Source organism: Ensifer sp. SSB1 (assembly GCF_016652895.1).
Classification (GTDB): Bacteria; Pseudomonadota; Alphaproteobacteria; order Rhizobiales; family Rhizobiaceae; genus Ensifer.
The window spans coordinates 1-19,896 of the sequence record NZ_JAEPRP010000140.1 but is presented as its reverse complement, the minus strand read 5'-3'; the positions used below and the strand labels follow the sequence as shown (position 1 = coordinate 19,896).

General features: G+C 63.2%; 20 protein-coding genes. 4 read left to right on the top strand and 16 right to left on the bottom strand.

Annotated elements, in window-relative coordinates:
- Window positions 1-1,446, bottom strand: a 1,446-nt coding sequence (ccoN, locus tag I8N66_RS27490; protein ID WP_291160641.1) for a cytochrome-c oxidase, cbb3-type subunit I, incomplete at its 3' end; no start/stop codon positions are given.
- 188 nt (window positions 1,447-1,634) lie between these two features.
- Here ccoN and I8N66_RS27485 point away from each other — a divergent pair.
- Entirely contained in the window at window positions 1,635-2,135 is a 501-nt protein-coding gene (locus tag I8N66_RS27485; RefSeq protein ID WP_113539344.1) for a hemerythrin domain-containing protein, read from the top strand.
- Between the two features lie 109 nt (window positions 2,136-2,244).
- On the opposite strand, the gene I8N66_RS27480 is transcribed toward I8N66_RS27485, so the two are convergent.
- The 8 genes from I8N66_RS27480 to hemN form a co-directional block, all read right to left on the bottom strand.
- Entirely contained in the window at window positions 2,245-2,955 is a 711-nt protein-coding gene (locus tag I8N66_RS27480) for a PAS domain-containing protein (protein ID WP_113539343.1), read from the bottom strand.
- A 368-nt stretch (window positions 2,956-3,323) separates the two neighbouring features.
- Window positions 3,324-4,253, bottom strand: a complete 930-nt coding sequence (locus I8N66_RS27475; protein ID WP_113539442.1) for a lipid A biosynthesis lauroyl acyltransferase — start codon at window positions 4,251-4,253, stop codon at window positions 3,324-3,326.
- A gap of 11 nt (window positions 4,254-4,264) precedes the next feature.
- Window positions 4,265-5,293, bottom strand: a complete 1,029-nt coding sequence (locus tag I8N66_RS27470; protein WP_065376515.1) for a zinc-binding dehydrogenase — start codon at window positions 5,291-5,293, stop codon at window positions 4,265-4,267.
- 271 nt (window positions 5,294-5,564) lie between these two features.
- Window positions 5,565-6,848, bottom strand: coding sequence for a beta-ketoacyl-ACP synthase (locus tag I8N66_RS27465; protein WP_291160633.1), 1,284 nt, complete (start codon window positions 6,846-6,848; stop codon window positions 5,565-5,567).
- A 12-nt stretch (window positions 6,849-6,860) separates the two neighbouring features.
- Window positions 6,861-8,063 (bottom strand): beta-ketoacyl-ACP synthase, encoded by a 1,203-nt coding sequence (locus I8N66_RS27460; protein WP_291160630.1) that lies wholly within the window; start codon window positions 8,061-8,063, stop codon window positions 6,861-6,863.
- A gap of 1 nt (window position 8,064) precedes the next feature.
- The gene (locus I8N66_RS27455; RefSeq protein ID WP_291160627.1) at window positions 8,065-8,550 is read right to left on the bottom strand and encodes a 3-hydroxyacyl-ACP dehydratase FabZ family protein; all 486 of its coding nucleotides are present in this window, start codon (window positions 8,548-8,550) and stop codon (window positions 8,065-8,067) included.
- 130 nt (window positions 8,551-8,680) lie between these two features.
- The gene (locus tag I8N66_RS27450; RefSeq protein ID WP_089044188.1) at window positions 8,681-8,965 is read right to left on the bottom strand and encodes an acyl carrier protein; all 285 of its coding nucleotides are present in this window, start codon (window positions 8,963-8,965) and stop codon (window positions 8,681-8,683) included.
- Between the two features lie 145 nt (window positions 8,966-9,110).
- Entirely contained in the window at window positions 9,111-10,460 is a 1,350-nt protein-coding gene (gene hemN, locus I8N66_RS27445; protein WP_291160621.1) for an oxygen-independent coproporphyrinogen III oxidase, read from the bottom strand.
- Between the two features lie 217 nt (window positions 10,461-10,677).
- On the opposite strand from hemN, the gene I8N66_RS27440 reads away from it, so the two are divergent.
- Window positions 10,678-11,415 (top strand): Crp/Fnr family transcriptional regulator, encoded by a 738-nt coding sequence (locus I8N66_RS27440; protein WP_291160618.1) that lies wholly within the window; start codon window positions 10,678-10,680, stop codon window positions 11,413-11,415.
- Window positions 11,416-11,704: 289 nt separating this feature from the next.
- On the opposite strand, the gene I8N66_RS27435 is transcribed toward I8N66_RS27440, so the two are convergent.
- The 6 genes from I8N66_RS27435 to I8N66_RS27410 form a co-directional block, all read right to left on the bottom strand.
- The gene (locus tag I8N66_RS27435; protein ID WP_291160615.1) at window positions 11,705-12,133 is read right to left on the bottom strand and encodes a L,D-transpeptidase; all 429 of its coding nucleotides are present in this window, start codon (window positions 12,131-12,133) and stop codon (window positions 11,705-11,707) included.
- Window positions 12,134-12,281: 148 nt separating this feature from the next.
- Window positions 12,282-13,253 (bottom strand): adenosylcobinamide-phosphate synthase CbiB, encoded by a 972-nt coding sequence (cbiB, locus tag I8N66_RS27430; RefSeq protein WP_291160613.1) that lies wholly within the window; start codon window positions 13,251-13,253, stop codon window positions 12,282-12,284.
- Window positions 13,254-14,273 carry a threonine-phosphate decarboxylase CobD gene (cobD, locus tag I8N66_RS27425; RefSeq protein WP_291160610.1) on the bottom strand — a complete coding sequence of 340 codons (1,020 nt, stop codon included), beginning with the start codon at window positions 14,271-14,273 and terminating at the stop codon, window positions 13,254-13,256.
- Window positions 14,270-15,571: a cobyrinate a,c-diamide synthase gene (locus tag I8N66_RS27420; protein ID WP_291160607.1), complete on the bottom strand. Its 1,302-nt coding sequence runs from the start codon at window positions 15,569-15,571 to the stop codon at window positions 14,270-14,272. Before I8N66_RS27420 ends, cobD begins: the two co-directional genes overlap by 4 nt.
- Window positions 15,568-16,410, bottom strand: coding sequence for a uroporphyrinogen-III C-methyltransferase (gene cobA / locus I8N66_RS27415; protein ID WP_291160604.1), 843 nt, complete (start codon window positions 16,408-16,410; stop codon window positions 15,568-15,570). Before cobA ends, I8N66_RS27420 begins: the two co-directional genes overlap by 4 nt.
- A 127-nt stretch (window positions 16,411-16,537) precedes the next feature.
- Window positions 16,538-16,972 carry a cobalamin biosynthesis protein gene (locus I8N66_RS27410; RefSeq protein ID WP_291160644.1) on the bottom strand — a complete coding sequence of 145 codons (435 nt, stop codon included), beginning with the start codon at window positions 16,970-16,972 and terminating at the stop codon, window positions 16,538-16,540.
- Between the two features lie 569 nt (window positions 16,973-17,541).
- Between I8N66_RS27410 and I8N66_RS27405 the strand changes: the two genes are divergently transcribed.
- Together I8N66_RS27405 and I8N66_RS27400 are read left to right on the top strand one after the other, a co-directional pair.
- Window positions 17,542-18,327 (top strand): TSUP family transporter, encoded by a 786-nt coding sequence (locus I8N66_RS27405; RefSeq protein ID WP_113539331.1) that lies wholly within the window; start codon window positions 17,542-17,544, stop codon window positions 18,325-18,327.
- 763 nt (window positions 18,328-19,090) lie between these two features.
- Window positions 19,091-19,684 carry an isoprenylcysteine carboxylmethyltransferase family protein gene (locus I8N66_RS27400; protein WP_291160598.1) on the top strand — a complete coding sequence of 198 codons (594 nt, stop codon included), beginning with the start codon at window positions 19,091-19,093 and terminating at the stop codon, window positions 19,682-19,684.
- A 7-nt stretch (window positions 19,685-19,691) separates the two neighbouring features.
- Here the strand turns inward: I8N66_RS27400 and I8N66_RS27395 are convergent.
- Window positions 19,692-19,896: hypothetical protein (locus tag I8N66_RS27395; RefSeq protein ID WP_291160595.1), on the bottom strand; the 205-nt coding region annotated here is incomplete at its 5' end.

Sequence of the window (19,896 nt, the reverse complement as noted above, 5' to 3'; positions counted from 1 at the left end):
GACGAGGAAGCCCTGGTCGTCGTACTCGCGCCACATCAGGCCCTGCTGGATGCCGGCAACCCACATGACCGCCGCGTAGACGACGATGCCGAGGGTGGCGAGCCAGAAGTGCCAGTTGACCATGCGCACGCTGTAGAGACGCTCACGGTTCCACAGCTTCGGAACGAGATAGTAGATCGCGCCGAAGGTGATGAGACCGTTCCAGCCGAGCGCACCGGAATGCACGTGGCCGATGGTCCAGTCGGTGTAGTGGCTGAGCGAATTGACCGTCTTGATCGACATCATCGGACCTTCGAAGGTCGCCATGCCGTAGAAGGCAACGGCCATGACCATCATGCGGATGATCGGGTCGGTGCGGATCTTGTCCCAAGCGCCCGAAAGCGTCATCAGACCGTTGATCATGCCGCCCCAGGAGGGCATCCACAGCATGACCGAGAAGACCATGCCGAGCGTCTGCGCCCAGTCGGGCAGCGCCGTATAGTGCAGGTGGTGCGGACCCGCCCAGATGTACATGAAGATCAGCGACCAGAAGTGGATGATCGACAGGCGGTAGGAGTAGACCGGGCGGTTGGCCTGCTTCGGGATGAAGTAATACATCATGCCGAGGAAGCCGGCCGTCAGGAAGAAGCCGACGGCGTTATGCCCGTACCACCATTGTGTCAGCGCGTCCTGCACCCCGGCAAAGGCCGAGTAGCTCTTCGAGCCGAGGAAGGAGACGGGAACCGCCAGGTTGTTGACGATGTGCAGCATCGCGATGGTGACGATGAAGGCGAGGTAGAACCAGTTGGCCACATAGATATGCGGCTCCTTGCGCGTCAGAAGCGTGCCGAGGAAGGCGATGAGATAGGCGACCCAGACGATCGTCAGCCACAGGTCGACATACCATTCCGGCTCCGCATACTCCTTCGACTGGGTGATGCCGAGCAGGTAGCCGGTGGCCGCCATGATGATGAAGAGCTGGTAGCCCCAGAACACGAACCAGCCGAGATTGCCGCCGAACAGACGCGCGCGGCTGGTGCGCTGAACGATGTAGAAGGACGTCGCGATCAGCGCGTTACCGCCGAAGGCGAAGATCACGGCCGAGGTGTGCAGCGGCCGCATGCGGCCGAAGTTGAACCAGGGCTCGATATTGAGGTCCGGAAAGGCGAGCTGGAGCGCAACCACGACGCCCACGAGAAAGCCGACGACGCCCCAGAAGACGGTGGCGATCACGCCATACTTGACCACGTCGTCGAAATATTCCGACTGCGGCGGTGGTGGTGGCGTCCTGCCCGCGGAAACCGGGCTGAACTCGATGCGTCGCATCAGCAGGATGGTGCCGGCGAGGAGCACGAAGAACAGCACCCACATATGGGCTTCAAAGTGCCGGTCCTGCGCAAACCCGGCGCCGACAAGCGCCAGGAAAGCACCGACCCCGAGCAGGATCATCTCGAATGTGTATTTCATGGTTGGGTCCCCAACTTGGTCCGAACGCACGCGGCGACGCGCCCTGAACGAGGCACGCCACTGCAGCTTGCCGGAAAGTGTCAGAATCGGGGCAGCCTGGCCTTGATTCAGATCAAGGCTAGAGCACCTCGAATGCATCATCCTCGGCAAACAATAGGGAGCGCCATGGGAGCTGGCGTCTGAAGCCGATGAAAAAGACATTCGAGGATGGACGAATCCGGAGCCGGCCAGAGCCGCCTCCCCGCCCCATCCCGATGGCCGAGCCCTTCGCATGGCTCGCCCGCGCACATGAAGAACAACTTGCGCTCTGCAACAGCCTCGAGGAAATCGCCGACAGTCTGCCCGCCGAGATCGACCGACAGAAGTGCGTCTACGCAGCAAAGGTCCTCGGACCGATGATCCGCGAGATGCATTCCGGCGAGGAAAGCCTGGTCTTTCCGTGGATCGAGCGCACCTTCCGCAGCGATCCGACGATCGGCTCGACGCTGGAGCGGCTGAAATACGAGCATTGCGAAGACGAGTGCTTTGCCGAAGAACTGACGGAAATGCTGGAGCGCCTCGGCGCCGCCGACCAGACGGTCAATGCCGAGACCGCCGGCTACATGCTGCGCGGCTTCTTTACCAGCCTGCGCCGACATGTCGGCTTCGAGCAGGAATGTCTGCGCAGCATCACCGCACCGGCCGGGTGAAGGCGCTATAGGCTGGGCCGGATGGCAAAGGCAGAATGACGCGCGATCGTATTCCGGTCGCGCGTTGTCGTTCAGGGAATCGTTTGGCTTGGTGCCGCAGGGTTGAGCCTCAGGCCGCGATCGCGCGGCGACGGTCGGCATGTTCCTGGATCACCAGGATCGCACCGATGAGCTTGCCATTGCTCGACGTGCACGGCGTCAGCCGGCAGCGCACGACGACCGTGCGCGCATCGACGGTCTTGGCGAAGGTGTAGTCGACCACCTCGCCGGCAAAACAACGATCGAGATAGGACTTCACCCGCTGTTCGAAGCGCTGGATGCCGATGAACTCGACGATGTGCCGGCCGATCAAATCCATCGGGCGGCTCGCCAGATGGTTGGCGTTGAGCGGGTTGGTATAGAGGTAGCGGTAGTCGGGCGTGATCACCGCGATCCGATCCGGGAAGCTGTCGAGGATGGCCTCGTTGAGGAGCCCTTCATCCGCCCTGCCCTTGCTCGGCTGCGCCGGCAGGCGCTCAAGCTGCAGGTCGGCGAACTTCTCCGCGCCGGTCGCGGCGAAATAGCGGTTGATCAGCGATTGCAGCAATTGCGAGTGCCGGAGCACGCAGGAGATGTCGTCGGCCTCGACGCGCAGGATGTCGATCAGAAACTGGAACTGAAGTCGGGCGTCTTCGACGCTCACCGCCTTCTCGTCGTAGACGGAACGAAGGATCGGATCCAATTCGCGATCCAGAATGCTGATCAAATGCTCGTCTGCCGTACGTACGGCATACTGCAGCTGCGAATACTTGAACCAGAACAGCTCAATCAGTGCGTTCAATTCGAAACCCCAATTCCCCCACGGCAGAGCCGCTTCGATGCACTTACAAAATAGGCGTCATGCTGCAGACACTGACCTAGTTTTTGGCGTTTCCCCACCCCTTCCGTGCAAAACCACACCGCTCCGGCCACCCAAAGCGCTTGCAGTCTTCCCCGCTGAAAGACAACGAAGAGTTTACACTCATTGCGTTAGCGTTCAACAGCAGAAAGAAAAACTTAACCTTTTGAAGCATTTTCGGGACAAACCGGCATGTGCTGCCGCAAATGGGCAGAAGCGTGGAGACCGCCGAGGGCGGTATCCACCACGCGTCCGGAATTATCAAGCTCCGCGGAAAGAAGCTCGAGCGCGATCGTTCGCGGCGAAGGGAATCAATCCTTGAGATAGCGCTTGATGTGCCAGCGGTCGTGGTACCAGAGCCACTGACCGGGATATTCGCGCACCCAGCTTTCCACCTTGTCGTTCAGCACCTGCGCCGTGGCGGTGACGTCGACATTGCCATCCGGCTTGCGCGGAATGGTGATCGCCGGCTCGATTTCCAGCCGGAAACGCCCGCCCGGCAGACGGATGCAGCGGGCCGGATAGACCTCGCAGTTGAACTGACGCACGAGCTTGGCGAGCAGCGGATTGGTCTGCACGTCCTGGCCGAAGAACTTGGTCTTCAGTCCCTTGCGGAACTTCTGATCGACGAGAACCCCAACGCCTTGGCCGCGCTCGAGCTGGCGGGCGAGCGCGAAGGAGGAGCCCGCATGGGACGGCACGAGGTTGCCCATGCGCTCCTCGCGGAACTTGAACACCTTTTCCGCCACATACGGATTGTTCGGCGGCCGGAAGAGCACCGTCACGTCGAGACCGAAGGCGGAGCCTGCAACAGGCAGCATCTCGAAGTTGCCGCTATGCGCCGTGAAGACGATGAAGGGACGCGGATTGTCTCGGAGTTCCAGGAACAGGGGAATGCCCGACACTTCGATCCGACCGGGCGTCGTGCGCTCCGGATCGAAATCGAACAGACGGTCGAGAAACACGTATTCGGCCGCCATGCGGCCCATGTTGCCCCAGCTTTCGAGCGCGATCGCCTCGATCTGGGCCTCGCTCTTCTCCGGAAAAGCGTTGCGCAGATTGGTCAGCGTCAGCTTGTGGCGGCCGGTCCTCGGGCCGATGAAGCGCACCGCGCGATCCATGAAGTTGATCGCGCCATCGGCCGGGAACATCTTCAGGATCGTCAGTAGCAGGAACACGAACTGCGCGATCAGCCACTGGCGGAAACGATCCGCCGCCAGGACCAGCCGTGTGATCAGCATGCGCACGTCGATCAATCCATCTTCAGGATGATCTTGCCGAAGATCTGGCGCGATTCCATACGCTCCAGCGCCCGGTCGATCTGATCGAGGCTGATTTCAGTGTCGATAACCGGATGAACGAGGCCGCGGGCCATCTTCTGCATGGCATTCGCCATGTTCTCCATGCGGCAGCCGAAGGAGCCGAGCAGCTTCAGCTGCTGCTGGAACAGCATCATCAGGTTCATGTCGGTGGAAACGCCCGAGGTGGAGCCGCAGGTGACGAGACGGCCGCCACGCTTCATGCAGAGCATCGAGCCCGCCCAGGTGTCCTTGCCGACGTGTTCGAACACGACGTCGACGCCCTTCTTCTTGGTGAGCTTCCGCACCACGCCCTCGAAGCGGTCGGTGCGGTAGTTGATGACGTGATCGGCGCCGAGCGCCTTCGCCTTCTCGATCTTGTCATCCGAGCCGACGGTCGTGATCACGGTGCAACCGATCTTCTTGGCAAGCTGGATCGCCGCCGAACCGATGCCGGACCCGCCGGCATGAACGAGAATGGTTTCGCCGGGCTCGAGCTTGGCATTGTCGAAGAGCATGTGCTCGACGGTACCGAAGGTGACCGGAGCAAGGGCTGCTGCAACCGCATCGACACCCGGAGGGGCCGGTACCAGCAGGCGCGCCGGCAGGTTGATCTTCTCCTGCGCGAATCCGTCGAGGTGGAATCCGTGAACGCCGCCGACATGTTCGCAGAGATTGTCGCGGCCTTCCTTGCATGGGCGGCAGAGGCCGCAGGTGCGCGCGCCGTAGATCGAGACCAGCTGCCCCGGCAGCACGCTCGAAACGCCCGGGCCGATGCTGTCAACGACACCCGATGCCTCAGCACCGATGACGAGCGGCATCTTGCGCTTGGCAAAAGCCATGCCGCGCCAGCCCCAGACGTCGATATGGTTGAGTGCCACTGCCTTGACGCGCAGCGTCACCTCACCCGGGCCGGGCGCTTCCGGTTCCGGAATGTCGGTGATTTCAAGCTTGCGGTCATCGAGCAGTTGCAGGGCGCGCATGGTTCTTCCTTTAAATGTTCAGATCGACAGGCGGCATATACACGTCTTGTGGACATGTCGCCATTCTACAGAGGGTGGCGCTGTACCCCCTCTGCCCTGCCGGGCATCTCCCCCACGGGAGATTTGGATGTGGCACCCCCTTGCCCTTCAATAAAAGCTCCTGGTGCGAGCCTTGCTATTGAAGCGATCGGCCGACCGCGCGTCGATCTCCCCCTTGTGGGGGAGATGGCCGGCAGGCCCGAGGGGGTATTTCGCTCGACCGATCTCCGGCTCAGACCGGCTCGGCCATCATCACCAGGCTGGCGTTCTGACCGCCGAAGCCGAAGGAGTTCGACAGCACCGCAGTCACCTGCTGGCTGCGCTTCACGTTCGGCACCACGTCGAGCACGATCGCCGGATCGGGATTCTGGTAGTTGATCGTCGGCGGCAGCGTGCCGGTCAGCATCGTCTGGATCGAGAACACCGCCTCGACGGCTCCTGCCGCCGTCAGCGTGTGGCCGATCATCGACTTGTTGGACGAGACCGGGATCGACGGCAGGCGGTCGCCGAAGACAGCCGACATCGACAGGTATTCCATCTTGTCGTTCTCGGGCGTCGAGGTGCCGTGGGCGTTGATGTAGCCGATACCCGTTTCATCGATGCCGGCGTCGGCAAGCGCGGCGCGGATCGTCGCGATCGCCGGGCCACCGTCTGGAGACGAGCGCGTGCGGTGGAAGAGATCGGCCTTCTCGCCGCAACCCTTCAGGATGCCGTAGACGCGGGCGCCACGAGCAACGGCTGCTTCCAGCGATTCGAGCACCAGCGTCGCTGCACCTTCGGCAATCACGAAACCGTCGCGATCCTTGGTGAATGGCTTGGATGCCTTCTCCGGCGGGTCGTTCTGGGTGGAGAGCGCCGAAAGCAGCGCAAAGCGGATCAGGGCCTCGGCGCTGACCGAGCCGTCGGTCGCAACCGTCAGCGCGCGCTCGGTGCGGCCCTGGCGGATCGCCTCGACGCCGAGCTGGATCGCGGTCGCGCCCGATGCACAAGCAGTCGACAGCGTCACCGGCAGGCCGCGCGTGCCGAAGCGATCGGCAAGGCGTTCCGAGATCGAGCCGAAGAGCACGGCCTCATGAAACACGGGATCGGCCTTCTGACGCATCGCGGCGAGGAAGCGGTTATAGGCATCGCCCGGCTGTTCCGAGGGCGGCGAACGATCGGCGAGCTCGAAGCGAGCGCTCCATTCCGGCTCAACCGGCGGGGCAGCCAGGAACAAGGGGCCGTTGAAATCGCCGGAGATTCCGGCCTGCGCCAAGGCCTCCAGCGTTGTTTCGCGCGCCATGGCATAGGAACGCTCGACGGAGTTGGCGGCGGGGATGTCGATGAAATCGACCATGCCGGAAATGCGGGTGTTCAGACCCTCCGTCGGGAAACGGGTGATCTTGTGGATGCCCGAGACGCCGCCCGAAAGCGCTGCCCAATTGTCTTCGACGCCCTGGCCGAGCGAGGTGATGACGCCCATGCCGGTGACGGCGATGATCGGACGGCCGAGGTGATCCTTGTAAGCGTTGCTCATGGTCCGCTCCTGTTATTCCGCCGAAAGCACGGCGACGCCTTCGCCGCGCGAATGGCCGACGGTGGTCACCACCGCAGCCTTGGCCGCTGCCGTCATCGGCTTTTCAGCACCGGCATCGAAAGCCGGCACCTTGGCGCCCTCACCCAGCGACAGAGCCGCAAGCGCCAGGCCCAGCGGGAACTGTGCCTCGATGCTGTGCCCGACCAGGCCGCCATAGGCGCGCACCGGCGCACCGGCCAGCTTCGCCTCGAGGAACGCCCTTTCGCGTGCCACGAGGTCATGGAAACCGGAGGTACCGGAGAACACGATGGTCGAGGTCGGGTCGAGCTTTTCCGCAGGTTTTGCGAGGTTTTCAAGGCGGGCTTCCAGCTTGCCGCCATCGCGAGCGCCGCGGTCGCCGCCGATCGCGTCGATCGAGGCATAGATGCGGGCGCCGCGGGCTTCGGCATATTCGCGCGATTCCAGCACCAGGAAGGCGCCGACCGAACCGAGGATCATGCCGCCGCCACTATCCTTGCTGCGCGACCAGATCGGGTGCCAGTCGCCGAGCGCATGGCCCTGGATGGCTTCGATCAGGAGGATGATGTCGAGACGCTCTGCCGAGAAGGCGCCGCCGACGAGCGTATGCGTCGACTGGCCGGCCTTGATCCGGGCAAAGGCGGTTTCGATCGCCGAGATGCCGGCCGCTTCCTCGCCCATGAAGGTGCGCGACGAACCGGTGACCTTGTGCACGATCGAGATGTTGCCGGCGAGCAGGTTGGAAAGCTGGGCGAGAAACAACGTCGGGCGCAATTCGGTCGTCAGCTTTTCATTCAGCAACTGTTCGCGGTCGTTTCGCTTCAGCGCTTCGTCGACGATCAGCGAGTCGACATTGATGTCGCGCTCGCCGCCACCGGCGGCGACGATCATGTCCATGCTGCCGCAGGCTTCGAGATTGTCCTTGAGACCGGCATCGTCGAGCGCCAGGCCCGCGGAAAAAACGCCGAGACGCTGCCAGTTTTCCATCTGGCGCTGGTCGCCACGCTTGGCGATCTGCTGCGACCAGTCGATCTCCGGCAACGGATGCACCGGATAGGGGCTGAACTTCTCGGTCTCGACGCGCACGGCCGGCGACGTGCCGGCGGTAAGCAGCGCCAGATGCGGCTCGACGCCGACGCCCTGGCTGGTGACGATACCGACGCCGGTAATGACAACGTCGTTTGCGGATTTGCTCATCTTACTTCTCCGAACCGGCTGCCGCCGAAAGAGCCGCCATCAGGCCCAGTTCCTCGGCCCGCTTGCGCACGATATCGCCGAGCGGAACCTGATCGAACGGCATCGTTCTCAGTTTCAGCTGGGCATCGCAGACCTTCTTGCCGGCCGAGGTGATCTTCGCCTTGGTCACGGCAAAGCCCGAACCCTCATGTTCGAGGAAAGCCTCGATCTCGAGTTCGGCCGAGGGCTCGACGAAGGTTCGCATCTTGGCGCCGTCGACCGACATCAGGAAGGGCATGGCTGCAAAATTGGTGGCGGCCAGCACCAGGAAACCGGAAGCCTGCGCCATTGTTTCGATCAGAAGCACGCCCGGAACCAGCGGATAGCCTGGGAAATGGCCTTCGAATACCGGGCTCTTCTCGGGCACCACGGAGCGCGCCGTCAGCCGGCCAGCCGAAAGATCGACCGTTTCGACACGATCGATCATCTGGAAGTATTCAAGGAGCATTGAGGCTCACCCTGTTCGTTTTCGGGCCGTTCGTTTCGGGCTCAAGTAAAAACGCCAATGCCGCCTGTCAAGCGCGGGGCGCGACGGGCGGCATTGGAAATCGAGTAGCAAGGCTCGGGCGAAAGCCCGATCAGCCCTTGGCTGCCCGCAGTTCGTCGATCTTGGCGCAGAGGTTCTTCAGAACGAAGTATTCTTCGGTCGAAACCTTGCCTTCGTTGACTTCCTGCGTCCACTGCTCGAGCGGGATCTTGATGCCGAATTCCTTGTCGATCGCAAACACGATGTCGAGGAAGTCCAGGCTGTCGATGCCGAGATCGTCGATCGTGTGGCTTTCCGGCGTGATCGTCTCGCGATCGATCTCGCTCGTTTCCGCAATGATGTCGGCAACCTTGTCGAATGTAGCTGTCACGCGCATACCTCTTTATTCTTATGTCGAGTCTCGGCGATCCTATAGGTAAATGCGTTGCAAAAGCCAATGGCCTTGATTGCAACAGCTTGCGAATTGAAATCGGTGTTGCCAGAGCGCCGCGCGCCGCTGTTCGCATAGAGGCCTCAGCCGCTCAAACAGCCACCGAATGCCGGCCGCGGCCATTGCCGAGATAGGCGTCGAAGGCGGCCGCCACCGAGCGGGCAAAGGGCCGTCCGCGTTCGGTCAGGCGGAAGGTGCCGTTTTCGATCGTCGTCAGACCATCGGCATCGCGCGCCCGATAGAGCCGCGCTTCCTCGATCACGACGGCGGCCAACCCCGGAAATGCCTGCTCGACCTCGTCGAAGGAGAAGGCGAAGCGACACATGATGTCGGCGATCACTTTTGCTCTCAGCCGGTCGTCCGGCGTGAAATGGTAGCCGCGAACGGCCGCCAACCCCGTGCTCTCCACATGGCGCAGATATTCGCCGGTTGCCGGCATGTTCTGGACATAACCTTGTCGAAACTGGCCGATCGCCGAGGCGCCAAGACCGATCAGCGTCTCGGCGGCGTCATCCGTATAGCCCTGGAAATTGCGGCGGAGCTTCCCTTCCCGGCTGGCCCGCGCCAGGCTGTCCTCAGGCTTTGCGAAGTGGTCAATGCCGATTGCCTCGTATCCGGCCGCCAGCAGCATTTCGGAAGCCCGGGTCATCTGGGCGAAGCGCTCGACGATGCCGGGCAGGCTTTCGTCAGGGATCATCTTCTGGTGCGTCTTCATCCACGGCACATGCGCATAGCCGAAGAGCGCGACGCGATCGGGGGCAAGCGTCAGCACCGCCTCCATGGTGCGCTCCAGCGACTGCAGGCTCTGGTAGGGCAAGCCGTAGAGAACATCGCAGTTGACCGAGTGCACACCCCTCGCCCGCGCCGCCTCGATCGCGCCGCGGGTCTGCTCATAGGTCTGGATGCGGTTGATCGCCCTTTGCACCACCGGATCGAAATCCTGGATGCCGAAGCTCGCCCGCGTCATGCCGATCGCCGCAAGCGCATCGTAGCGTGCCTCGTCGAGGTCGTTCGGATCCATCTCCACGCTGATCTCGCAATCGGACGCAAAAGTGAAATTCTCGGTGAAGGCGCGCTTGAGCGCGACCATGTCGTCCGGCCGGACGAGCGTGGGTGAACCGCCGCCGAAATGCAGCGCCGTGACCCTGGCCTCGCGGCTCACCCGCCCGCCAATTTCTGCAACTTCGCGATGCAGTCCCTTGAGATAGGTCGCGACCGGATCGTAGCGCAGCGTCTGCTTGGTGTGGCAGGCACAGAACCAACAGAGCCGGTCGCAATAGGGAATATGGGCATAGAGCGAGATCGCCTCGTCGGGGCCGACCGTTCCGAGCCAGCTTTCATAGTCCGCAGAGCCCACCGTCTCGGAGAAATGCGGGGCGGTCGGGTAACTGGTGTAGCGCGGCACTGGGCCTGCATGCTTGAGGATGAGCGCGTCTTCCATCGGTCTCTCCACTGTCATGAAGTTGGCATAGGACGGATGGACAAGGGTGCCTTTGATTTTGATCAAGTTGCCGAATTAACACGTTAAAATTGACAATGCGCAATTCAACGTGAGACATTGTTTCGCGCTTTCGAAATTAGCACCTGTCAACTCTTGATTTAACGACCAGCATCCTCTTTGGTCATTCCAGAGAGCATCGACATGCAGGTAGAAAGAATTGCAGATCGTGAACGAACATCGCCGCAAGGATATCCATAACTCGGACATTCCGGCCGTCTGCGCAGCCTGCGAGGCTCGTCATGGCGGCGTATGCGGGACGCTCACCCCGGATCAGCTTCTCGACCTCAGCCGCCACTCGACTCGCCGCAGCATCGAGCCGGGCCGCGAAGTCGTCGGCCAGGGTGAGACGACCGACAGCTACGCCAACATCATCTCGGGCGTCGTCAAGCTCAGCAAGGTGCTCCACGACGGCCGCCAGCAGATCGTCGGCCTGCAGTTTGCCCCCGATTTCATGGGCCGCCCCTTCACCCGCGAAAGCGCGCTGACGGCGGAAGCGGCTGTGGACACCGACATCTGCTGCTTCCCGCGCAACGTCATCGAGCGGCTCGTTTCCGAGGCGCCGAACCTCGAACACCGGCTGCACGAGCAGGCGCTGAAGGAGCTCGACGAGGCGCGCGACTGGATGCTGACGCTCGGCCGCAAGACGGCCCAGGAGAAGGTGGCGAGCTTCCTCTACATCATCGCCACCCATATCCACCCGGAAGAGGGCACCGCGAACGAATTCGACCTGCCGCTTTCCCGCGCCGACATCGCCGACTATCTCGGCCTGACGATCGAAACCGTCAGCCGGCAGATCACCAAGCTGCGCAAGGAAAACGTCATCCGCATCGAAAACAGCCGCCATGTCACCGTGCCGAGCCTCGAGCGGCTGATGCATGTGGCCGGGATCGACTGAGCCGAGTGAGCTGACAAGCGGGCCACGGCCTTAACAGATCACGTAGATTTCCTCTCATCTGCTGGCAGGACTGTCCCTCACCCTTTCCCTCTCCCCGCATGCGGGGAAAGGGAACGAGGACGACCGCACCAATGTCGTCTGCGGCACGCTCTTGAGCGGCCAAACGGTGAGCACGAGCGCTGCCCCGACGTCCCTTCTCCCCGCCCGCGGGAAGAAGGTGCCGGCAGGCGGATGACGGGTCAGGCCCGTCAACGAGAGGAGAAACGGGGATTCGTCAGCAGTCCGGACGTCAGCGTGTGATGACGATGCGGGTATTCGCCAGCCCATATTCCTGCGCGAGCGCGAAGAACTCTGCGGCATTGTTCGGGTGCAGCCGTACGCAGCCGTGCGACGCCGGGCGTCCAAGCCGCTTGATGTCATAGGTGGCGTGAATCGCATAGCCGCCATTGAAGAAGACGGCATAGGGCATCGGCGCGTCGTCGTATTTGCTCGACCGATGGTAGCGCGACAGCCACTTTGCCTGCCAGTTGCCACGCGGCGTGACATAGCCCTTGCGGGCGGTCGAAACCTTCCAGCGATACATGACGATGCCGTTCTGCGTCACGGTCATGGTCTGCGAGGACAGGCTGATGTCGGCAATGAGATTGGCGGCGTTGGCCGGCTGAGCGGAAAATTGCATCAACGCGGCGACGAGCACAGTCAAAAACGCATTCCGCATACTTCTCTCTCCGGGATGAAAAACACTTTCCGGTGGAACGAGACGTCCGAAGAGAATAACCGGCTGAGTATGAAGCAATCTTAATACATATGGAAAGCAAAGTCTTAACGCGAAACTCGGTTTCGCAAGACCGGCGCCGCCGAAACGATCAAATCATCGCGACGACAAGAACAAAAACGGTCATCACCGTGCAGGCGCCATAGAATACCGCGATGCCGGCATCGATGTCTTCGCTACCGGCAACAGTGCGACCCGGACCGTTGATCATCGGCTCGCTGACCTTGACACCGCCATAGACACGCGGGCCTGCAAGCTGCAGGTCGAGCGCGCCGGCCATGGCCGCTTCCGGCCAGCCGGAATTCGGCGAGCGATGAAGGCCATGATCGCGAAGCGCCGCAACCAGCGCATCCTTGGCAGCGCGCCCGCCACGGTGGATCAGCGCGCCCGCGGCAATCAGCAGGATCGAAAGCCGTGCGGCCGGCAGGTTGGCGAGGTCGTCGAGCCGCGCCGAGGCCCAGCCGAACTGCAGATATTTCGGCGACTTGTGGCCGATCATCGAATCGGCGGTGTTCAGCATCTTGTAGGCGAGAAGGCCCGGCAGGCCGGCAATCGCGTACCAGAAGGCCGGCGCCACGACGCCATCGGAGAAATTCTCGGCGAGGCTTTCGATCGCCGCACGGCAAACGGCCGGCTCGTTGAGCGTCTTCGGATCGCGACCGACGATCATCGAAACGGCGGCCCGCCCGCCTTCGAGCCCGCCCTGCCGCAAGCCTTCGGCCACGCGACGCACGTGATCGGCAAGGCTTTTCTGCGCCAGGAAGACCGCCACCAGCACCGCCTCCAGCAGATAGCCGAGAGGACCGAAGACGGCGAACAGGCGATGCAGCAGATGGCCGATCCAGGCGCTGAGGCCAAGCAACAGCACGATCGTGACGACGCCACGAAATTTGCGGGCGCCTTCCTCCAGATCCTCGCGGTTCAGCCTGTCGTCAAAAAAACCGATGGTCTTGCCGAAGAACACGACCGGATGCGGCACGCGCGCCCAGAGCCAATCCGGATCACCGACGACGCGATCGATCACCAGCGCCAGTGCGAGAACGAGAAGGATGGTCTCCGACATTCAGAGCTCCATCCGGGCAAGCGTATCCGCCAGCCGCCGGTCGCCCGCAGCGTCCGGCGCCAGGCCGATCCGCAACCAGGTCGGCGCATAGTCGAACTTGCGCGTGAGGATATGGGCTTCGCAGAGGCGCTCCTGCAGCAGAGCCGCCCGCGGATGCTCGACCAGCACGAAGAGCCCCGTGCCGCCGATGCGCTTGAGCCCTGCCCCATCGAGAGCGGCATCGAGCCCGGCGCGCCGCTCGAGGATACCGGTCGCAATCGCCGTCGTATCGCCCTGCATCAACGCTTTGGAGATGGTCAGCGCCGGGCCGGAGACGGCCCAGGGACCGAGCCAATCGGCAAAGGACGCAAGCACCGGCTCCGTCGCGACGACGAAGCCGAGGCGCAGGCCCGCAAGCCCGAAGAACTTGCCGAAGGACCGGAAGACGATGAGATTGCCCTGCCCCGGCACATGGCCGGCAACGCTCAATTCCGGCTGCAGATCGCCGAAGGCCTCGTCGACCAGCAGCAGTCCGCCGTTCGCCTTCTGACTTGCGGCGATTGCCAGAAGCTCTGATGGCACAAAGGCGCGGCCGGTCGGGTTGTTGGGGTTCACCACGATGACGAGGCCATGGGCGGCAGTGAGCGCGGCGGCATGTTCGACGCGATCGACGACAAAGCCTCCGGCCGACAGCACGCGGGCATATTCGCCGTAGGTCGGCCCGAAGATCGCGACGCGTGTGTTTCCAGGCGTCTTGGCGTTTTCATGCAGGAGACGCGGCAGCAACTGGATCACTGACTGCGTACCGGGGACGGGCCAAGGCTGCACGCCCTCGGTGCGGTAATACTTCGCGGCCGCCAGCCGCGCATCGTCCACCGTCTGCCGGTCCGGCAGCCGGTGCCAGGCGCGCTCGGGCACTTCGGGCAAGGCAACGGGGCATGGGTTGATGCCGGTCGAAAGGTCGAGCCAGTCTTCAAGCCGGCCGCCAAAGCGCGCTGCGGCTTCGGTGATGCCGCCGCCGTGAATGATCGGCGCGCTCATGCGGCGCCCGCGATGTCGATCAGATGCATGAAGGAGCCGGCTACGTTGCTGCGCCTCAGACCCGCCCGGCCGAGATCCTCGCCGGCCGCATCGCTCACCGCAAACAGCCGGTCGGCGGCACCTTCGGCGACGATGGTCGCATAATGAAATTCGTGCGCCGTCATGGGTCCATCGAAGAAGGCGTTGTCGACAGGCACCACGCGGCGGTAGCCGAGGTGCCGCCTGCGTTCGGCAAAACTGGTGATGAGTGGCAGCAGGCCGAGCATGTCGTAGCGTGCACCATCAGCGGCGACAAGCCCTTCGCCGAGCACCATGTAACCACCGCATTCGCCAAAGATCCGGGCGCCGCGCTCGGCCGCCGAATGCATGCCGGAGCGGAAGCGGGAGGCGGCGCTGAGTCTTCCCGCATGCAACTCCGGATAGCCACCAGGCAGATATACGGCATCGGCTGCCGGATCCGGCGCCTCGTCGGCGAGCGGCGAGAAGAAGGAAATCTCGGCGCCGCGTTTCTGCCAGTCGAACATCAGGTGCTCGTAGCAAAAGGCAAAGGCGATATCGCGCGCGATCGCGATGCGCTGCCCCAGCGGACGGAAGCGCGCGATCTCCGTTTCCGGCCGGTGCGGAAAGATCTCGGCCGCCCGGCCGATCGCGTCGAGGTCGCAGTTCGCCTCCACGCGCTCGGCGGCTGTCCCGATGAAACCTTCGAGCGCGCCATGTTCGCCCGCCTGCACGAGGCCGAGATGACGCTCCGGCAGTTGCAGCGCACTGTCCTGCCTGAGCACGCCGAAAATGGGCATGTCGACCCGCTGCAGCGCATCTCGCAGCATCATCTCGTGGCGGTCGCTGCCGACCTTGTTGAGGATGACGCCGACCACACTGATATCGTCGCGATGATCCGCATAGCCGCGCACCAGCGCTGCAACCGAATGGGACATGCGGGCGCAATCGACAACGAGGATGACGGCAAGGTTCAGCGTCGCGGCAAGGTCCGCAGGCGAACCGGTGCCGTCGGCAGCACCATCATGAAGCCCCATCATCGCCTCGACGATCAGGGTGCGCCCGCCGGCGGCCGCATGCGACGCGTTGGCAAGCAGAAGTTCCGGGCGCATCGCCCAGGGATCGTAGTTGAAGCAGGGTTCGCCGGTCGCCGCCGCATGGAAGGCGGGATCGATGTAGTCAGGTCCCGCCTTGCCGGGCGCGATCGCAACGCCGCGCTTCTTCAAGGCGCGCATCAGCCCCAGCGTCACCGTCGTCTTGCCGGAGCCGGACGACGGTGCGGCGATCAGCAGTCCGCTCATGCCGGGTTCCTGAGAATGCGATTGGCGAAGGGGTCGGCCGCAAGCTTGCGCCCGTCGAGCGCGCCGATCCAGTCGAGCGCTGCACGCAGCCGGACGACCTCCCCGACGACGACGATCGCCGGTGGCTCCAGACCTGCTGCCTCGACATCGGCCTCGGCGCGCGCAAGCGTCGTTTCCAGCACTGCCTGCTCCGGCGTCGCGGCGTTGCAGACGAAGGCGACCGGCTCGTCCGGCGAGCGGCCGCCGGCAATCAGGTTGGCGGTGATCGCACCGATATGCTTCATCGCCATGTACATGACGATGACCGGCGAACCGCTGGCGATGCCTTGCCAGTTGATGCGGTCCGGCACCAGGCCGGAGGAATCATGACCGGTCAGGAATGTGACGGCGTGGTTGACCTCGCGGTGGGTGACCGGAATGCCGGCATAGGCCAGGCCCCCGATGCCGGCGGTGATGCCGGGCACGATGCGGAACGGAATCTGGTGCTCGACCAGCGTCAGCGCCTCCTCGCCACCACGGCCGAAGACGAAGGGATCGCCGCCCTTCAGCCGCAGCACCCGGTTGCCGGCGCGTGCGAGCTCGACGAGGCGAAGCGAGATGTCGCGCTGCTTCGGCGACGGCTTGCCGCCGCGCTTGCCCGCAAACTCCAGCACGGCGCCCGGCCGCGCGAGCTTGAGGCAATCCTCGTTGACCAGCGCATCATGCACGATCACATCCGCCTGCCGCAGCGCGTTGGCTGCATGCAGCGTCAGAAGGCCCGGATCGCCCGGACCGGCACCAACCAGCCAGACCGAACCTTTCTCGAGCGCCGGCAATCCGGCAAAGAGGTCGTCGATCATCCGTGCTGCCCTACCTGTATCCCGGCACCGCCTGACGGTGCACCTGACGCGATCTCTAAAGAACCGGATTCCGTTTCACAGCAAACCCGGACAAAAGATTGATTCAATTCAACAACAGAAGAGCGCATCAGACAGCCTCCGCCGCCTGATCGCCCAGTTCCGCATGCAAGCTCACCAGCCCGGCAAGCGCCGCCGTCGCATGCGCGGAGACGATCTTCGGCACGATCAGCACCGCTTCGCTTCCGGCGCCGACGAGTGCGGCACCCTCGGCAACGCCATGGCAGCCCGTGTGGGCAAAGACAATCTCGGAAGGGTTGGCGAGCCGGGAGGCTTCGGCTTCGAGCGTGGCCGCATCGTAGAACACAGTCGGTACCGAGAAATGGTCGGCCGCCGCCAGGATCGCCGGTTCTTCGGCGCGGGCATTAAGCGAGGCGACCAGCCGCAGATCGTCGGCGGTGGCGCCGGCATCCGCCAGGGCGCGCTCGGCAAGGGCGATCACCTCTTCGGCCGGCGTGCGACGCTCGCAGCCGAGCCCGAGCACCAGCCCGGTGCCTGCTCTCATCGTCTGTGCGACAGCGTTATTGTCACGCAGTTCGGCACGCAAATCCGCTGCGCGTTTTTGCTGGAACTGCTTCGATCCCCTAACCGATGCCATCGGCGGCCGGCCCCCTTCGTCGGTACTCCTTAACGAAGCGCCGGCTGGAACAATCCGTCCCGGGCCGATCTGGACAGCACCGGCTGATGGCCCCCTGGCTGGGTCGGCCGCACCGGACGCTCTTTCAGTCCGCCGAAGCGGACGCCGTCGCATATCCGTCATTTTTACCGGAGTGCGGGAGACCGGTCAAACCGGATTGCGCCATCGCCATGTCGCGATTGGCGAAGGCGAACGGTTGCCCGGTGGATCGCGACGGTGGCCTCCTTCGGCTGCCGCTCGATCGCCAGCGTTTCCATCCGAAAACACAGCGACTCAGCACAAGATTTTGATTCTGTGAAAGATTCGAAGTGCGGCCACCGTGAGGGCAAGCAGGGCCACTACAGAAGGCTTTGCAAATCGTGTCCGGCTCTGACACAAGGCGGCAAAGCTCAAGTCTCCCTCCCAGAGTCCCTCCCGTGCAAGACCTCGTCCCTCCCGTGCAAGACCTCGCCTTCCACCTGCTCGCCTTCCTGTTCGTTGCCGCCTTCATCGCCGGCTTCATCGATTCGATCGCCGGCGGCGGTGGCATGATCACCATTCCCGCCATGCTGATCGCCGGCATCCCGCCGCTGCAGACGCTCGGCACCAACAAGCTGCAGGGGCTGTTCGGCTCAGGCTCGGCAAGCCTTTCCTACGCGCGGCGCGGCCACGTGAACCTGAAAGAACAGTTGCCGATGGCGCTGATGTCGGGATTGGGCTCGGTGTTCGGCGCATTGCTCGCAACTGTCGTTCCAGGCGACGTGCTGAAGGCCGTGCTTCCCTTCCTGCTGATCGCCATCGCGCTCTATTTTGGCCTGAAGCCGAACATGGGCGACGTCGACCAGCACCGCCGCATCACGCCCTTCGTCTTCACGTTGACGCTGGTGCCGCTGATCGGCTTTTACGACGGTGTCTTCGGGCCTGGCACCGGCTCCTTCTTCATGCTCGGCTTCGTCACGCTCGCCGGCTTCGGCGTGCTGAAGGCGACCGCGCACACGAAGTTCCTGAACTTCGGCTCCAATATCGGCGCGTTTGGCGTTTTTCTCTTCTTCGGCGCCATCCTCTGGAAGGTTGGCCTGATGATGGGCGTCGGCCAGTTCCTCGGCGCCCAGGTCGGCTCACGCTATGCCATGGCCAAGGGCGCCAAGATCATCAAGCCGCTGCTCGTCATCGTCTCGATCGCGCTCGCCATCCGGCTGCTCGCCGATCCGTCGCATCCCTTGAGGATCTGGCTGGGGCTTTAAGGCCAGCGCACGGTCCTGGCTCGCAGAAAACGCAGCAATGTACGCGACTTAGGCGAACGTCACTTGACCGTTACACCAACGTCCGGCGCGCCTGTGGTCGACCAGCACGAGCATTCTTCGCCTGCAGGCCCCGCGCCGTAGCCACAAATCTGCTTGGGGGTCTTGCATTGCCGGGGGCTGCGCGCTTCGGCACGCGCCTTTGCCTCGGCTTCGGCCGCGGCTCTTTGCTTTCGGCTCATTTTTGGCGTCGGAGCCGCCTTTGCTTTCTCCACCTTCTGGACTGCGGATGCGCTGGTCCTGGTCGTTTGGGATGAACCGGTTTCGCTGCACGAAACAATTAGCAAAAGCGATGCGACAGCAAACGCAACTCTAGCAAAGGTCTTCAAGCTTCACCCGCGATCTAAACCATGTCGAGCGTCTATATGCGTGCTTCCGGCAGCCTCATCAAGAGGCGATCGCGCAGCCAGACGGGCGTATTCGCCTGGCGTCGAATAGAGCTACCAGCCTCATCGCAATCAAACGGCTGCGCGCGTGCCGTTTCAGGGTCGGGTTGCGCAGAAAGAGGTGTACGCCGCGTGTGGTCCTGTCATCCTCGCAGTGAAAATCCGCTAACCAAGACGAAAGTCGAGCAAGGCGGCCTCTTGAACCTCTAGCCGCTAGAGATTGCAGAAGGTGGTGAAAATGTTTCGTGGACAGGTGGCCAGATACGGCCACCGACCCCGCCAAATGTCTTTTCGCCATTCCACTCGCTCCAGAGGTCCCGATGTCCACCACCCTTCCCGCCATCCTGATGCTTGTCGTCGGCCTCTTCACTCTGGCGCTGGCGAGCCTGCGCCGCGTGCAATCCGGCCGCTCGCCGGTGGTGCTGACCTATGGCGACGATGCCGAGGGGTTTGCGGCCAAGCTTTTCCGCGTCATCGTTGCGGCACTGGTGATCCACCTGCTGGCGGTCGCGATGCTTCCAGCATCCGTCGATGCCACCCTTGGGCGGATCCCGGTACTCGACACCCCCATCCTCCGCGCCGCCGGCCTTTTGCTGATGGTGCTTGGCGGCGGGCTGACGATGCTGTCTCAATGGGCGATGCGCCATTCCTGGAAGATCGGGATCCCCGAACAACAGGATGCCCCGCTCGTCACCTCGGGCCTCTATGCCTTCTCGCGCAACCCCATCTATGTCGGCATGGTCACCGCGCTGATCGGCACCGTATTGGCGGTGCCCAACGTCGTGTCGGTGGCACTCACCCTTTCCGCCTGGATCTCGATCTCCTACCAGATCCGCGGGGAGGAAACCCACCTCGCCCGCTCCTTCGGCAACGCCTACAACGCCTATCGCCAACGTGTCCGCAGGTGGCTCTGACAAGGGGTCAGGCTGCGACGCTCTCGGCGTCGGCCGAACTGCGCGAAGAAACCCGACGGATAAGGAACACCGCCGAAAGACCGGCCACCACGCTGGGCAAACCAAGCGCGAGGAAGGCCTCGACCGAAATCGGCACGCTCTTCCTGAGCACGTCTTCACTCAGGCTATGGGCCATCCCGCCTCCGACGAGAAAGGCTGACAGCGAGAGGATG

What these genes read in the sequence shown, in the direction of transcription:
- I8N66_RS27485 (WP_113539344.1), top strand. Translation starts at nt 1,635, where the DNA reads ATGAAAAAGACATTCGAGGATGGACGAATCCGGAGCCGGCCAGAGCCG.
- I8N66_RS27475 (WP_113539442.1), bottom strand. Translation starts at nt 4,253, where the DNA reads ATGCTGATCACACGGCTGGTCCTGGCGGCGGATCGTTTCCGCCAGTGG.
- I8N66_RS27470 (WP_065376515.1), bottom strand. Translation starts at nt 5,293, where the DNA reads ATGCGCGCCCTGCAACTGCTCGATGACCGCAAGCTTGAAATCACCGAC.
- I8N66_RS27465 (WP_291160633.1), bottom strand. Translation starts at nt 6,848, where the DNA reads ATGAGCAACGCTTACAAGGATCACCTCGGCCGTCCGATCATCGCCGTC.
- I8N66_RS27460 (WP_291160630.1), bottom strand. Translation starts at nt 8,063, where the DNA reads ATGAGCAAATCCGCAAACGACGTTGTCATTACCGGCGTCGGTATCGTC.
- I8N66_RS27455 (WP_291160627.1), bottom strand. Translation starts at nt 8,550, where the DNA reads ATGCTCCTTGAATACTTCCAGATGATCGATCGTGTCGAAACGGTCGAT.
- I8N66_RS27450 (WP_089044188.1), bottom strand. Translation starts at nt 8,965, where the DNA reads ATGCGCGTGACAGCTACATTCGACAAGGTTGCCGACATCATTGCGGAA.
- hemN (WP_291160621.1), bottom strand. Translation starts at nt 10,460, where the DNA reads ATGGAAGACGCGCTCATCCTCAAGCATGCAGGCCCAGTGCCGCGCTAC.
- I8N66_RS27435 (WP_291160615.1), bottom strand. Translation starts at nt 12,133, where the DNA reads ATGCGGAATGCGTTTTTGACTGTGCTCGTCGCCGCGTTGATGCAATTT.
- cbiB (WP_291160613.1), bottom strand. Translation starts at nt 13,253, where the DNA reads ATGTCGGAGACCATCCTTCTCGTTCTCGCACTGGCGCTGGTGATCGAT.
- cobD (WP_291160610.1), bottom strand. Translation starts at nt 14,273, where the DNA reads ATGAGCGCGCCGATCATTCACGGCGGCGGCATCACCGAAGCCGCAGCG.
- I8N66_RS27420 (WP_291160607.1), bottom strand. Translation starts at nt 15,571, where the DNA reads ATGAGCGGACTGCTGATCGCCGCACCGTCGTCCGGCTCCGGCAAGACG.
- cobA (WP_291160604.1), bottom strand. Translation starts at nt 16,410, where the DNA reads ATGATCGACGACCTCTTTGCCGGATTGCCGGCGCTCGAGAAAGGTTCG.
- I8N66_RS27410 (WP_291160644.1), bottom strand. Translation starts at nt 16,972, where the DNA reads ATGAGAGCAGGCACCGGGCTGGTGCTCGGGCTCGGCTGCGAGCGTCGC.
- I8N66_RS27400 (WP_291160598.1), top strand. Translation starts at nt 19,091, where the DNA reads ATGTCCACCACCCTTCCCGCCATCCTGATGCTTGTCGTCGGCCTCTTC.